The following is a 12,453-nucleotide window of genomic DNA, read 5'->3' as shown; positions in this document are numbered from 1 at the left end:
CTTCAACACCTGGCCGACGCCGGTGATGGTGCCGCCTGTGCCGATGCCGGCGACGAAGATGTCGATCTCGCCCTGCGTGTCGTTCCAGATTTCCTCCGCTGTCGTCTTGCGATGGATTTCCGGATTGGCCGGGTTTTCGAACTGCTGCGGAATGATGGCGTTGGGGATCGTCGCGGCCAGTTCGTCGGCCTTGGCGATGGCGCCCTTCATGCCTTTCGGGCCTTCGGTCAGCACCAGTTCGGCGCCGAGCAGCGCCAGCATCTTGCGGCGCTCGACCGACATCGTCTCCGGCATGGTCAGGATCAGCTTGTAGCCCTTGGCGGCGGCGGCGAAGGCCAGCGCGATGCCGGTGTTGCCCGATGTCGGTTCGATCAGTGTGGTCTTGCCGGGCGCAATCTTGCCCGCTGCCTCCAGCGCTTCGATCATCGCCACGCCGATACGGTCCTTGACCGAGGCGATCGGATTGAAGAATTCGAGCTTGGCGACCAGATTGGCGACGATGCCCTTTTCCTTGGCGAACTTGTCTAGCCGTACCAATGGCGTATCGCCGATCGTGTCGGTGATGGAATTGTAGATGCGGCCGCGGCCGGGCACGCGGGCGGAAGTGACGGGCTTGTTCATTGGTTTCGCTCCCTGGATTTCAGGCAATTGGCAGTAGCCGACAGAATAGGGCTTTCAACCGCGCAAGATAGGCTGCGGCTCGAAAATATCCGAGGGGGGCGTGTGCTGAAAACGCCTGGCCCTCGGAAAGGCATTTCTCGAAACAGCCGGGCCACGGAATGGTTTGGCCGAAACGACCTACTGACGAGCAGCGATCGCCGCCGCCGCGCCAACCATGAACGCGCCGGCGGTGCGGTTCAGCACCTTGAGCGCGCGCGGCGACTTCAGGAACCAGCGTGCCTTGGCGGCGAGCGCCAGGTAGGGCACCAGCACGACGAACAGGACGACGACCGTCAGCGCGACGAGAATGCCGTAATCGGCAAGCGTGATCGTCTTCAGGTCGACGATGGTCGGCGTGATGGCGAGGTAGAAGATCATGGTCTTTGGATTGCCGAGCGTCACGGTGAGGCCGGCGGCGAAGCTCGACGGCAATCCGCCCTTGCCCTTCCTGGCTTCGATGGTTTCGGGTGTGATACCGGCGGTCCAGAAGCGCCAGCCGAGGAAAGCGAGATAGGCGACGCCGGCCCATTTGATCGCCAGGAAAACCATGCCGAACTCCTGCGCCACGAAGGCGAGGCCGAGCACCACGGCGGTCAGATAGATGAGGTCGCCGAGCATCAGGCCGAAGGACATGGCGAGCGAAGAGCGAAAGCCCGAGCCGAGCGCACGCGCGACCAGGGCGGTGATGCCGGGGCCGGGAATGGCGGCGGCGATGCCGAGAGCGGCGCTGTAGGCAAGGAACCCGGTGAGGGTCATGGTGTCGGCGTCCAAGGGCGAGTATGCCCTTGTCGCACGAGGCGGGCTCCGGGAGAACGCCCTGCGCGCGGGATTCGCTTACACCAGACGGCAATGGTCCGGCCGCAAGGACGGGTCAGGATCGGCCGCCGCTATAAGTCACGCGCCAGATCGTGCCGTTGCCGTCTTCGCTCACGATCAACGATCCGTCGCCGGCCACCGCCACGCCCACGGGCCGGCCCCAGACCTCGCCATTGGAGGCGACGAAGCCGGTCATGAAATCCTCATATTCCCCGGTCGGCTTGCCGTCCTTGAACAGGAGGCGGACGATCTTGTAGCCGGTCCTGTTGCCGCGGTTCCAGGAGCCGTGCAGGGTCACGAAGGCATCGCCTCGATACTCCGGCGGAAAGCTTTTGCCATCATAGAACGCGATGTTGAGCGGCGCCGAATGCGCCTGCATCAGCACGTCGGGAATATCAGCCTTGCCGGCGAGGTCGGGGCGCTCGCCCTTGTGGCGCGGGTCCTCATTGTTGCCGATGTAATACCAGGGCCAGCCATAGAAGGCGCCTTCCCTGACCGATGTCGCGTATTCGGCCGGCACATTGTCGCCGAGTGCGTCGCGTTCGTTGACGACGCACCACGGCGCGCCGGTTGCCGGCTGCACGGTCATGCCCGAACAGTTACGCAGCCCGGTGGCGACGACGCGGCCGTTCTTGCCGTCGGGGTCGAAGGCTCGCACCTCGGCCCGGCCCGCTTCGGAACCCCAACTGGCGCCGAGCGGCTTCGACTTGCCCCAGGCATCGAGCCCGCCTCTGGGTCTTTTGCCCATATCCTCGGCGACATTCGAGCCGGAGCCGACGGAGAGGTAAAGTGTCTTGCCGTCGGGCGAGAAGGCGATGTCGCGCGTCCAGTGGTGATTCGCCGGAATGTTGTCGACGATGGTTTGCGGGTCACCCGAGGCCTTCAGGTCGCCATTGCGATAGGCAAAGCGCACGATGCTGTCGCTGTTGGCGACATAGACCCATTGCGGGTCGTTGCCCAAGGGATAGAAGGCAATGCCATAGGGCTGGTTGAGGCCGCCGGCGAAGATGCCGTTTTCGGCGGGTTTCGCGCTGTCCTTCGTCAGGCGATAGACGCGGATCTGGTTGGCTTCGCTGTCGGCGACGAACAGGTCGCCGTTCGGCGCGACGCGCACGACGCGCGGATTGTCGATCCCCGAGGCGATCAGCTCGGCCGAAAACCCGGACGGCAGGCGTGGCTTCGCATTCGCCGGCATGTCGACAATGCCTGCGCCGTTCGAGGCGGATTTGGTGGCATAGGGTTTAGGCAGGTCTTCCGGCTTGATCAGCCGGCGTACACCGGGCCTGTCCGCCCGCCAGTCGCCGAAAGCCGCCGCGCCTTTGAGCGCAGGCTGATCGGCCTGCTGGGCGAGAGCCGCGGTCGTGAGAAACAGTGCGGACATCGCCAGTCCGGCCAATCGCATCATTTCCTCCACTCGATCGTGAAGGAAATTAACGATCGGTCTGTCCCTGGGTTCCGTCACGCACGATGGTTCGAAGCAAACGTCAGGAATCAGGTCCCGGCAGCGTAAAAATCGTCATCCAGGCGTTTTTCCAGGGCAACGAGATCGGCGGGCAACGGCAGGCCCATGGCGCGCATTTCGCGCAGTTTTTCGCGCAGCTGTTCCTGAATTTCGTGCTGGTCCTCCGGCTGGTTGACCATCTCTTCGAGCAGCAGACTGATCTGGGCCTTGAATGATTCCAGCGCCATTCTTTTTCTCCTTTGCGGCCTGTCTCGATTTTAGGACCTTAGCGCAGCATGCGGGAAATCAGCTGCGCCGTGTAATCCACCATCGGCACGATGCGGGCATAGTTGAGCCGGGTCGGGCCGATGACGCCGAGGGCGCCGACGACGCGCGCGTCCTTGTCGCGATAGGGCGCCACCACCAGCGATGAGCCCGACAGCGAAAACAGCTTGTTTTCCGAACCGATGAAGATGCGCACGCCCGATCCCTCCTCGGCGAGGTCGAGCAGCTGGATCAGCCCGTCCTGCGTCTCCATGTCCTCGAACAGGTGGCGCAGCAATTCGATGTCGGCCTGGGCGGTGACGTTTTCGAGCAGATTGGCGCGGCCGCGCACGATGAGCCGCGCCGGCAGGCCGCTTTCGGCGCCCGCCCACACCGCCAGTCCCTTCTCGACGAGGTCCTGCGACAGCGTGTCGAGCGCCGCCCTCGTCTCTTCCTTGATGCGGGCGATCTCGGTGCGCGCCTCGGCCAAAGTGCGGCCGCGAATATGCGCATTGAGGAAATTCGAGGCCTCGTGCAGTTGCGAGACCGTGATGCCGGCCGGCAGGTCGACGACGCGGTTTTCGACATCGCCGTTCTGCGACACCAGCACGGCCAGCGCCTTGGTCGGCTCCAGCTGGATGAATTCGATATGCTTCAGCGCCACCTCGTTCTTGGCGGCCAGCACCAGGCCGGCGCCGCGCGACATGCCCGACAGCATCTGGCTGGCCTCGGTCAGCATGTGCTCCAGCGTCGCGCCCGAGCCGGAGGCCCGCACCTGCGCCTCGATGGTGCGGCGCTCCTCGTCGGAGAGGTCGCCGAGCTCCATGAACGCGTCGACGAAGAAGCGCAGGCCGGCCTGCGTCGGCAGACGCCCGGCCGAAATGTGCGGCGCGTAGATCAGCCCGAGATGCTCGAGGTCGCTCATCACGTTGCGGATGGTGGCCGGCGACAGCGAGGACGGCAGGATGCGCGACAGGCTGCGCGAGCCCACGGGTTCGCCATCCCTGAGGTAGGAATCGACGATGCGCCGGAAGATGTCGCGCGAGCGCATGTCGAGCGATTGAAGCGCGGGCGACCGCGACGCGGGATCGACTGCCTTGGTCATTGCGGCCAAAAAACCTCCGGCTCAAGGATATAGACTTCCGTTACCCGCGCGCAACCCGGTGTCTGTGTCAGATCACCCGGTGTCTGTGCCAGATCACCCGGTGCCGGATCGCTCGGCCATTTTCCTTTGCGCCATGGGCTTGGTGGGGCTACAAGCCGGCCACGATTCCGAAAAATGACTGGAAAGAAGCCTGAATGCGCCCCTCCAAACGCCAATTCGACGAAATGCGCGCCATCTCCTTCGAGCGCGGCGTCTCCAAGCATGCCGAAGGCTCGTGCCTGGTGAAATTCGGCGACACGCATGTCCTGTGCACCGCGAGCCTCGAGGAAAAGGTGCCGGGCTGGATGCGCAATTCCGGCAAGGGCTGGGTCACGGCCGAATACGGCATGCTGCCGCGCTCGACCGGCGAGCGCATGCGTCGCGAGGCTTCCGCCGGCAAGCAAGGCGGCCGCACGCTGGAAATTCAGCGCCTCATCGGCCGTTCCCTGCGCGCCGTGGTCGACCTGCAGGCGCTGGGCGAACAGCAGATCACCGTCGACTGCGACGTCATCCAGGCCGATGGCGGCACCCGCACCGCTTCGATCACCGGCGGCTGGGTGGCGCTCCATGACTGCCTGCGCTGGATGGAAGCGCGGCAGATGGCCAGCGTTTCGAAGGTGCTGAAGGATCATGTCGCCGCGATTTCCTGCGGCATCCATGACGGCCAGCCGGTCATCGATCTCGACTATATCGAGGATTCCTCGGCCGGCACCGACGCCAATTTCGTCATGACGGGCAAGGGCGGCATCGTCGAGATCCAGGGCACCGCCGAGGGCGAGCCCTTTTCCGAAGCGCAGTTCGCGGACTTGATGGGATTGGCCAAGAAGGGCATTTCCCGGTTGGTCAGCCTGCAGCAGATGGCGGTGGCGTAGGATTTTGATGCCGAGCCTGGGCGCCCCCCTCTGTCCTGCCGGCCATCTCCCCCACGAGGGGGGAGATTGGCAGTTTGGCTGGCCGTGCCTGCCCTTCAACGTTGAAAAGTGGCGAAAGCGACTGATACAGCCAATCTCCCCCCTCGTGGGGGAGATGCCCGGCAGGGCAGAGGGGGGCGCCTCGTGACACCTTCCGCAATCCTGGAATCGGCCCTCTACGTCACCGACCTGCCTGCCGCCGAGCGCTTCTACACCGACATCCTCGGCCTCATCCTCCTCGGCAAGGTCGAAGGCCGCCACCTCTTCTTCCGCTGCGGCCAAGGCGTCCTGCTCATCTTCAACGCTGAGGCGACCAAAATTCCGCACGGCCCGGACGCGAAGCTGAAAGTACCGCCGCACGGCGCGGTTGGCGAAGGCCATCTGTGCTTTGCCGCAACCGCCGCTGAAATCGACGGCTGGAAAGCCCATCTTCAAGCGAAGAAAATCGCCATCGAAAGCGAATTCGAATGGCCGCAAGGTGGCCGTTCGATCTATATACGCGACCCCTCGGGCAATTCGATCGAGTTCGCCGAGCCGAGAATCTGGGGCCTTTGATGCATTCACTCCATGGCAAGAAGATCGTCGTCGCCAGCCACAATGAAGGCAAGCTGCGCGAATTCGCCGACCTGATGGGTCCGTTCGGCTTCGAGGCGAAGTCGGCCAAGGAGTATGGCCTGCCCGAACCGGACGAGACCGGCACCACCTTCGAGGAAAACGCCTACATCAAGGCCTTCGCGGCCGCGAAGGCGACCGGCCTGCCGGCGCTGTCGGACGATTCCGGCCTCTGCGTCGACGCGCTCGATGGCGCGCCAGGCGTCTATACCGCCAACTGGGCCGAGACGCCGGAAGGATCGCGCGATTTCGCCATGGCCATGCAGCGCACCGAAGTGGCGCTGCAGGAAGTCGGCGCGGCCACGCCCGAACGGCGCACGGGCCGCTTCGTCGCCGTCATCTGCCTCGCTTTTCCCGACGGCGAGGCCGAATATTATCGCGGCGAGGCCGAGGGCGCTCTGGTCTGGCCGCCGCGCGGCGAACTCGGCTTCGGCTACGATCCGGTATTCCTCCCCAATGGCTTCGACAAAACCTTCGGCGAGATGAATGCGGAGGAAAAGCACGGCTGGAAGCCAGGCCAGGCGACGGCGCTGTCGCATCGCGCCCGCGCCTTCCAGAAATTCGCGCGCGCTCGGCTTGGTTCGGAATGATCGGGTCCAGCACCACCATGGCGCTCGACCGCAGTCCCGGCTTCGGCGTCTACGTGCATTGGCCGTTCTGCGCGGCCAAGTGCCCCTATTGCGACTTCAACAGCCATGTCCGCCACCAGCCGGTCGACCAGGAGCGCTTTGCCGCCGCCTTCGAGGCTGAGCTTGCGACGATGCGCCAGCGCACCGGGCCGCGCGAAGTGACCAGCATCTTCCTCGGCGGTGGCACGCCGTCGCTGATGAAGCCAGAAACCGTGGCCAGGGTTCTGGACGCGGTGGCCAAGAACTGGACGGTGCCTGACGGTATCGAGGTGACGCTCGAGGCCAACCCGTCCTCGGTCGAGGCGGAGCGGTTTCGTGGTTACCGGATCGCGGGGGTCAACCGCGTCTCGCTCGGCGTGCAGGCCCTGAACGACAAGGATCTGCGCTTCCTCGGCCGGCTGCACAATGTCGAGGAAGCCCTGCACGCCATCGGGCTCGCGCGCGAAATCTTTCCGCGCCTGTCCTTCGACCTGATCTATGCGCGCCCGGGACAGACGCCCGAGGATTGGCAGGCGGAACTCGAACAGGCGATCGGCCATGCCGCCGACCATCTGTCGCTCTACCAGCTGACCATCGAGGAAGGCACGCCTTTCCATGCGCTGCACGCGGCGAAGAAATTCACCATTCCCGACAACGACCACGCCGCCGACCTCTATGCGTTGACGCAGGAGATCACGTCGGCGCATGGATTGCCGGCTTATGAGATTTCCAATCACGCGCGGCCAGGCGCCGAGAGCCGGCACAATCTGACCTACTGGCGCTACGGCGAATATGTCGGCGTCGGCCCCGGCGCGCATGGCCGCTTCGTCGAGAACGGCCATCGGGTGGTGACGATTGCTGAGAGAATGCCGGAAACCTGGGCCAACCTGGTCGAGGCCAAGGGCCATGGCATAACCGGCGGCGAGCTCCTGACTCGCTCCGAAGAGGCCGACGAATTCCTGCTGATGGGGCTCAGGCTCGCCGAAGGCATCGACCTCACCCGCTACGAAGCGTTTTCCGGGCGCGGCCTGTCGAGCGCGCGGCTGTCGGTGCTGCAAGGCGAGGGGCTGGTGGCGCCGATCGGCAACACGCGGCTGCGCGCCACGCCCGCCGGCATGATCGTGCTCGACGCCGTGGTGGCCGATCTGGCGCGCTGAGCATGATCCCGAAAAGTGGGACCCGGTTTTCGGACAAGATCATGCTCACACGGAAGCAGCACTCGTTGAAAAAGATCCTCTTCGTCTGCAGCCAGAACCGCTTGCGCAGCCCGACCGCCGAGCAGGTGTTTTCCACCCGCCGCGACATCGAGGTCGAATCGGCCGGCACCAATCACGATGCCGACAATCCGCTGACGCCTGAACTGGTGGCATGGGCCGACATCATCTTCGTGATGGAGAAGACGCACCGCAGCAAGCTGCAGAAGAAATTCAAGGCCAGCCTGAAGGCGGCCAAGGTGATCTGCCTCGATATCCCTGACGACTACGAATTCATGGACCCTGAGCTGATTGACCTCCTCAAGGCAAAGGTCTCGCGATATCTCGTCTGACACCATGCTTTCTCTATCGCAAGGCGACACGAAAATCACCCGGCGCTCAGTTGGTATCTAGCCAGACCGGCTTTTATTTGCTGATATACCCACGGCGTACTTTGGGGGAAATAAATGGCTGACGATGTCGACGAATTCTTTGATGATTTTGACCATTACGCAAATGAAGTGAGCGCTGCTCGCCATCAAGATTTTGCGAGGATATTAAAGCAGTGGTTTCAGACTTTGGAGCATGCCCCTGAGCCTCTCCGGTCCCGATTAGCTTGGCTTCGTGAGTATCTGCCCGCTGGTCAGTTGGAAAAGGAGGTCATTGTCCAAGGCCGGGGGATGGTCGGATCGGGCAAACTGAATTGGCCAGATGACTTGGAATATAGGCTCTCTGGCCAATTACAATTGCTGGATGCCCTTACTGAAAAGGAGGATAGTGCCTGGCAATTCGCGTTCGGCTTCTTCCCAGGCGGCGGAAACAATATCAACGCCACTTTAAACCAGTTGGTGGAGCATTTTTTTCAACCTCACGTCCGTGAACTCAGGCGTTATCTTGTAAAGAATGCCGAGAAACCAATAACGAGACCGGAGGCCGTTCCTGCCTCAGATCGTCTCGTTCGGCTTGATCACAACCAGCCGGAGTATTTGGCAACGATCGATGCCATTGCGGTTGCTGAAAGTGCTGCGGTCGCATCCAACGAAATTCTACCTGAGGACAGGGAACGGATCAAATTTGAGCTTGATGCCGGCATATTGTTACTGAAGGCCTCTTCAGCCCGCATTGATGCCATAGAAGCCGTACTCATCCGTGCTCTTCGTTGGTTGTCCTCGAACTTCGCAGGGGCCGCGCTCGGAATCGCAGCCGAACACGCACTTCAGGTCGTTTTGAAGTTAATCGGCGGCTAAGCGTCGTGTTTGTGGCGGTGCTTTCCGCGCTCTTTCTCGGCGTGCGCCTCGCCGTTCCGGACTGGCTTTGCGCTGTCCTTGTCGCGGCGGGTGCGGTGCTGGTCGCCTATCGGGGATAGCGGCACGCCGTGGCGCGCGCTCTTGGTTTCAAGACGGGTGATGAAGATGTCGAAGCGATTGGGCATCGTCCGGTCAGTGCTCCGTCGTGCTGTCGGGTTTGTTCTCGGAAAGTCTTGTGTTGCTGGGCAAAGCGACCGCGGCCGGCTCTCTGGCCGGTCCGATCTTGGCGGGCGGCCGCTTGTCCCGGCGCGAGGTCCGATCGTGGTCGGCATAATAGGGCGCGAACGCGTCCTGTATCGTCAGGCTGTCCATCCTGTCCTCCCAAGGGAATCAGGGGCTAAATCTGCCAAAACCGGTTTCGTTCCCCACTGTGGCGAAGGAATGGCGGCCACCTTACATCGGCGTGAGTTTTGCAAGCCGGCGCCAGCCATGCCAAACAAGTTTTGGCAGGCCAAACAAGTTTTGGCAGGCCAAACAGGATTTGGCAGGCCAAACAGGCTTGAACGGAGACGGCATCGGTGACTGGCGAGACGGGCAAGCGCAGCTATGTGGTCGGGCAGACCGAAATCGCGGCCCGCCCGCTCGATCCGGCGCTTTATCTGGTGGCGACGCCGATCGGCAATCTGGCCGACATCACGCTGCGCGCGCTGGAGACGCTCGCCGCCGCGGACATCGTCGCCTGCGAGGACACGCGCGTGTCGCGGGTGCTGCTCGACCGCTACGGCATTCGCCGACGCACCACGGCCTATCACGAGCATAATGCCGGCGAGGCGGGGCCGAAGTTGATCGCGGCACTTGCGGCAGGCCAGAGCGTGGCGCTGATTTCCGATGCCGGCACGCCGCTGGTTTCCGATCCCGGCTACCGGCTGGTCGGCGAGGCGCTCGACCAGGGCATTCGCGTCGTGCCGATTCCCGGCCCGTCGGCGCCGCTTGCCGCGCTGACGGCGTCGGGCCTGCCGTCCGACGCCTTCCTGTTCGCCGGCTTTTTGCCGGTCAAGGTTGGTCAGAGGCTGTCGCGGCTGGAGGCGCTGAGGGCGGTCCCGGCGACGCTGATATTCTTCGAATCGCCGCGCCGGCTGGCTGAATCGCTCGGCGCCATGGTCCAGGCGCTGGGCGGCGAGCGCAAAGCCGCCATCGGCCGGGAACTGACCAAGACTTTCGAGGAAATCCGCACCGGCACGCTGCGGGCGCTTGCCGATCATTACGCGGCGGCGGACACGCCGAAGGGCGAGATCGTCGTCTGCATCGGTCCCGCCGAGGCGAAGGCCGACGAACCGGAAGACATCGACCGCCTGCTTTTGTCGCTGGCGGCGGAGATGCCGGCCTCCAAGGCGGCGGCGGAAGCCGCGAAAATGACCGGCGGCCAGAAGCAGGCGCTCTACCGGCGGCTTCTCGAACTTAGAGAAAGCGGCGATGGCTGAACGCCCGAGCGCCAGCCGTCAAAAGGCCTACCGGCGCGGCCATCGCGGCGAATGGCTGGCGGCGGCCGCGCTGATGCTGAAAGGCTACCGGATCCTGGCGCGCCGCCATCGCACCCGCTTCGGCGAGATCGATCTGATCGCCCGGCGCGGCGATCTGGTGCTGTTCGTCGAGGTCAAGGCGCGCCGCACGCTGATCGAGGCCATGGAGGCGATCGGCCACGAATCGGAGCGCCGCATCGAGGGCGCGGCCGACATCTGGCTGTCGCGCCAGCCGGACTATGGCAGGCTGTCGATGCGCTTCGACATGGTCGCAGTGCTGCCCTGGCGCTGGCCGGTGCATGTCCCGAATGCGTTTTATGGACGGAATTGAAGGACAGCCACTCCTTGTTTCGTCATCCACGGGCGGAGCAGGAGCGCAGCTCCGTCGCGCAGACCCGAGGATCCATGCCGCGACCTCTGAGCGCCGCTACCGTGCAGGAAATAAAAGACTTTTCGCCGGATATGGCGAGCTTGGCGGCGGCTATTCTCGATCGCAGAGCCCTTCGATCCACGTCACGGCATGGATCCTCGGGTCTGCGCTGCGTCGCTTCGCTCCTTGCTCCGCCCGTGGATGACGAAGTGGAGGAGGTCGCGGACCGCCCCTTACCCCCAGATCATCAGCGCCACCAGCCCGACGACGCCCACCACCAGCCGCCACCAGCCGAACAGCGAGTAGCCGTTGCGCGAGACGTAATCGAGCAGGAGGCGCACCACGAACAGCGCCGTGACGAAGGCGGCGACGAAGCCGATGGCGATGACCGGCAGGTCGGCCGAGGTCAGCACGTTGCGGTTCTTGAACAGGTCGAAGGCGAAGGCGCCGACCATGGTCGGGATGGCAAGGAAGAAGGAAAATTCCGCCGCCGCCCGCTTGTCGACGCCCAGAAGCAGCGCGCCGACGATGGTCGAACCCGAGCGCGAGGTGCCGGGGATCAGCGACAGGCACTGGAACAGCCCGATCTGCAGGTAAAGCCTGGTCGGAAACCGCTCGACGTCGCGATAGACCGGTTTGAGATTCATGCGGTCGACGACCAGCAGCACCACGCCGCCGATGATCAGCATGATGCAGATCAGTCGTGGCGATTCGAACAGCACCGTCTTGATGAAATCGTGCGCCAGCGCGCCGATGATCGCCGCCGGCAGGAAGGCGATGAGGATGCCGATGACGAAATGCCGCGTCAGCCGGTCATGCGGCAGGTCGAGCAGCATCTGCCACAGGCGGCGGAAATAGACGCTGAGGATCGCCAGGATGGCGCCGAGCTGGATCAGGATCTCGAAGGCCTTGCCGGTCGACTGGAAGCCGAGGAAATGGCCGGCGAGCAGGATATGGCCGGTCGAGGATACCGGTATGAATTCGGTCAACCCCTCCAGCAGGCCGAGCAGCAGGGCTTCGACGATGGTCTGGCTTTCCATTTCTACCTCGGCATTGGCGTGATGGCTAACGGAATGGCTTGCTTGTCATGGCGCCGAAGTGCCCCTATAGGTCGCAACACCCCTGACGGCCCGCAAACCGGGCGGCCAAGACTTACCGGTGCGCCCGGCGATTCGCCAGTCCACACTCGTGCGCTTTATCATCGCGGAACCATGCTGACGCTTTTCCACCATCCCATGTTCGCCACCTGCCGCTTCGTCCGCCTCGCCTTTGGCGAGTATGGCGAGGAGCTGGCGCTGATCGAGGAAAAGCCGTGGACGCGGCGCAAGGAGTTCCTGGCGCTGAACCCGGCCGGCACGCTGCCGATCCTGCTGGCCGAGGGCGACGTGCCGATCATCGGCGCGACGGTCATCTCGGAATATCTCGACGAGACGCGCGGTGTGCTGAAGCGCGACAAGCGGCTGTTCGCCGAGGATCCGATGCAGCGCGCCGAAATCCGCCGGCTGATCGACTGGTATCTCAACAAGGCCGAAAGCGAGGTCACCCGCCACCTGGTGCGCGAGCGCGTGCTGAAGCCGGTGATGCCGGAAACCGCGGGCGGCGGCTCGCCCGATTCAGGCGCCATCCGCGCCGCGCGCGCCAACATCCGCCAGCACATGAAATACACC

At 63.8% G+C, this 12,453-nt stretch carries 17 protein-coding genes; 9 read left to right on the top strand and 8 right to left on the bottom strand.

Annotation, left to right across the window (positions count from 1 at the left end):
- The 5 genes from EOA36_RS12610 to hrcA all read right to left on the bottom strand — a co-directional run.
- The coding region (locus EOA36_RS12610) for a PLP-dependent cysteine synthase family protein (protein ID WP_145969160.1) at positions 1 to 621 on the bottom strand (621 nt) is incomplete at its 3' end.
- 177 nt (positions 622 to 798) lie between these two features.
- Entirely contained in the window at positions 799 to 1,416 is a 618-nt protein-coding gene (locus tag EOA36_RS12605) for a LysE family translocator (protein ID WP_127277915.1), read from the bottom strand.
- Between the two features lie 115 nt (positions 1,417 to 1,531).
- Positions 1,532 to 2,881, bottom strand: coding sequence for a sorbosone dehydrogenase family protein (locus tag EOA36_RS12600; protein ID WP_127277914.1), 1,350 nt, complete (start codon positions 2,879 to 2,881; stop codon positions 1,532 to 1,534).
- A gap of 86 nt (positions 2,882 to 2,967) precedes the next feature.
- Positions 2,968 to 3,165, bottom strand: a complete 198-nt coding sequence (locus tag EOA36_RS12595; protein ID WP_127277913.1) for a hypothetical protein — start codon at positions 3,163 to 3,165, stop codon at positions 2,968 to 2,970.
- A 38-nt stretch (positions 3,166 to 3,203) separates the two neighbouring features.
- Positions 3,204 to 4,286 (bottom strand): heat-inducible transcriptional repressor HrcA, encoded by a 1,083-nt coding sequence (hrcA, locus tag EOA36_RS12590; protein ID WP_127277912.1) that lies wholly within the window; start codon positions 4,284 to 4,286, stop codon positions 3,204 to 3,206.
- A gap of 194 nt (positions 4,287 to 4,480) precedes the next feature.
- On the opposite strand from hrcA, the gene rph reads away from it, so the two are divergent.
- From rph to EOA36_RS12555, 6 genes are all read left to right on the top strand, one after another.
- Positions 4,481 to 5,197: a ribonuclease PH gene (gene rph, locus EOA36_RS12585; protein WP_127277911.1), complete on the top strand. Its 717-nt coding sequence runs from the start codon at positions 4,481 to 4,483 to the stop codon at positions 5,195 to 5,197.
- A gap of 183 nt (positions 5,198 to 5,380) precedes the next feature.
- A complete protein-coding gene (locus EOA36_RS12575) occupies positions 5,381 to 5,791 on the top strand; it encodes a VOC family protein (protein WP_127277910.1) in 411 nt (136 codons plus the stop codon).
- Positions 5,791 to 6,438 (top strand): RdgB/HAM1 family non-canonical purine NTP pyrophosphatase, encoded by a 648-nt coding sequence (gene rdgB, locus EOA36_RS12570; protein WP_127277909.1) that lies wholly within the window; start codon positions 5,791 to 5,793, stop codon positions 6,436 to 6,438. The genes EOA36_RS12575 and rdgB overlap by 1 nt, the downstream gene beginning before the upstream one ends.
- Positions 6,435 to 7,613, top strand: coding sequence for a radical SAM family heme chaperone HemW (gene hemW, locus EOA36_RS12565; RefSeq protein WP_127277908.1), 1,179 nt, complete (start codon positions 6,435 to 6,437; stop codon positions 7,611 to 7,613). Before rdgB ends, hemW begins: the two co-directional genes overlap by 4 nt.
- Before the next feature lie 65 nt (positions 7,614 to 7,678).
- Entirely contained in the window at positions 7,679 to 8,002 is a 324-nt protein-coding gene (locus EOA36_RS12560; protein ID WP_127277916.1) for a low molecular weight protein tyrosine phosphatase family protein, read from the top strand.
- Positions 8,003 to 8,116: 114 nt separating this feature from the next.
- Positions 8,117 to 8,896 (top strand): hypothetical protein, encoded by a 780-nt coding sequence (locus tag EOA36_RS12555; protein ID WP_127277907.1) that lies wholly within the window; start codon positions 8,117 to 8,119, stop codon positions 8,894 to 8,896.
- On the opposite strand, the gene EOA36_RS12550 is transcribed toward EOA36_RS12555, so the two are convergent.
- Complete coding sequence (locus EOA36_RS12550) at positions 8,893 to 9,081, bottom strand: hypothetical protein (protein WP_127277906.1); 189 nt, start codon at positions 9,079 to 9,081, stop codon at positions 8,893 to 8,895. The two genes, EOA36_RS12555 and EOA36_RS12550, sit on opposite strands and share 4 nt — an antisense overlap.
- A 7-nt stretch (positions 9,082 to 9,088) precedes the next feature.
- A complete protein-coding gene (locus EOA36_RS12545; protein ID WP_127277905.1) occupies positions 9,089 to 9,268 on the bottom strand; it encodes a hypothetical protein in 180 nt (59 codons plus the stop codon).
- Positions 9,269 to 9,474: 206 nt separating this feature from the next.
- Here EOA36_RS12545 and rsmI point away from each other — a divergent pair, with 206 nt between their 5' ends.
- Positions 9,475 to 10,377 carry a 16S rRNA (cytidine(1402)-2'-O)-methyltransferase gene (gene rsmI / locus EOA36_RS12540; protein ID WP_127277904.1) on the top strand — a complete coding sequence of 301 codons (903 nt, stop codon included), beginning with the start codon at positions 9,475 to 9,477 and terminating at the stop codon, positions 10,375 to 10,377.
- The gene (locus tag EOA36_RS12535) at positions 10,370 to 10,747 is read left to right on the top strand and encodes a YraN family protein (RefSeq protein WP_023781983.1); all 378 of its coding nucleotides are present in this window, start codon (positions 10,370 to 10,372) and stop codon (positions 10,745 to 10,747) included. The genes rsmI and EOA36_RS12535 overlap by 8 nt, the downstream gene beginning before the upstream one ends.
- A gap of 272 nt (positions 10,748 to 11,019) precedes the next feature.
- On the opposite strand, the gene EOA36_RS12530 is transcribed toward EOA36_RS12535, so the two are convergent.
- Positions 11,020 to 11,826 (bottom strand): undecaprenyl-diphosphate phosphatase, encoded by an 807-nt coding sequence (locus tag EOA36_RS12530; protein WP_127277903.1) that lies wholly within the window; start codon positions 11,824 to 11,826, stop codon positions 11,020 to 11,022.
- Between the two features lie 171 nt (positions 11,827 to 11,997).
- On the opposite strand from EOA36_RS12530, the gene EOA36_RS12525 reads away from it, so the two are divergent.
- A partial coding sequence (locus EOA36_RS12525; RefSeq protein ID WP_145969159.1) for a glutathione S-transferase family protein occupies positions 11,998 to 12,453 on the top strand: 456 nt, incomplete at its 3' end.

The organism is Mesorhizobium sp. M8A.F.Ca.ET.021.01.1.1 (assembly GCF_003998025.1).
In the GTDB taxonomy this organism is placed as follows: Bacteria; Pseudomonadota; Alphaproteobacteria; order Rhizobiales; family Rhizobiaceae; genus Mesorhizobium.
The sequence above is the reverse complement of the archived record's forward strand: the minus strand, read 5'-3'. Positions and strand labels throughout refer to the sequence as shown.

What these genes read in the sequence shown, in the direction of transcription:
- EOA36_RS12595 (WP_127277913.1), bottom strand. Translation starts at nt 3,165, where the DNA reads ATGGCGCTGGAATCATTCAAGGCCCAGATCAGTCTGCTGCTCGAAGAG.
- EOA36_RS12545 (WP_127277905.1), bottom strand. Translation starts at nt 9,268, where the DNA reads ATGGACAGCCTGACGATACAGGACGCGTTCGCGCCCTATTATGCCGAC.
- hrcA (WP_127277912.1), bottom strand. Translation starts at nt 4,286, where the DNA reads ATGACCAAGGCAGTCGATCCCGCGTCGCGGTCGCCCGCGCTTCAATCG.
- hemW (WP_127277908.1), top strand. Translation starts at nt 6,435, where the DNA reads ATGATCGGGTCCAGCACCACCATGGCGCTCGACCGCAGTCCCGGCTTC.
- EOA36_RS12600 (WP_127277914.1), bottom strand. Translation starts at nt 2,881, where the DNA reads ATGATGCGATTGGCCGGACTGGCGATGTCCGCACTGTTTCTCACGACC.
- EOA36_RS12535 (WP_023781983.1), top strand. Translation starts at nt 10,370, where the DNA reads ATGGCTGAACGCCCGAGCGCCAGCCGTCAAAAGGCCTACCGGCGCGGC.
- rdgB (WP_127277909.1), top strand. Translation starts at nt 5,791, where the DNA reads ATGCATTCACTCCATGGCAAGAAGATCGTCGTCGCCAGCCACAATGAA.
- EOA36_RS12555 (WP_127277907.1), top strand. Translation starts at nt 8,117, where the DNA reads ATGGCTGACGATGTCGACGAATTCTTTGATGATTTTGACCATTACGCA.
- EOA36_RS12530 (WP_127277903.1), bottom strand. Translation starts at nt 11,826, where the DNA reads ATGGAAAGCCAGACCATCGTCGAAGCCCTGCTGCTCGGCCTGCTGGAG.
- rph (WP_127277911.1), top strand. Translation starts at nt 4,481, where the DNA reads ATGCGCCCCTCCAAACGCCAATTCGACGAAATGCGCGCCATCTCCTTC.
- EOA36_RS12605 (WP_127277915.1), bottom strand. Translation starts at nt 1,416, where the DNA reads ATGACCCTCACCGGGTTCCTTGCCTACAGCGCCGCTCTCGGCATCGCC.
- EOA36_RS12550 (WP_127277906.1), bottom strand. Translation starts at nt 9,081, where the DNA reads ATGCCCAATCGCTTCGACATCTTCATCACCCGTCTTGAAACCAAGAGC.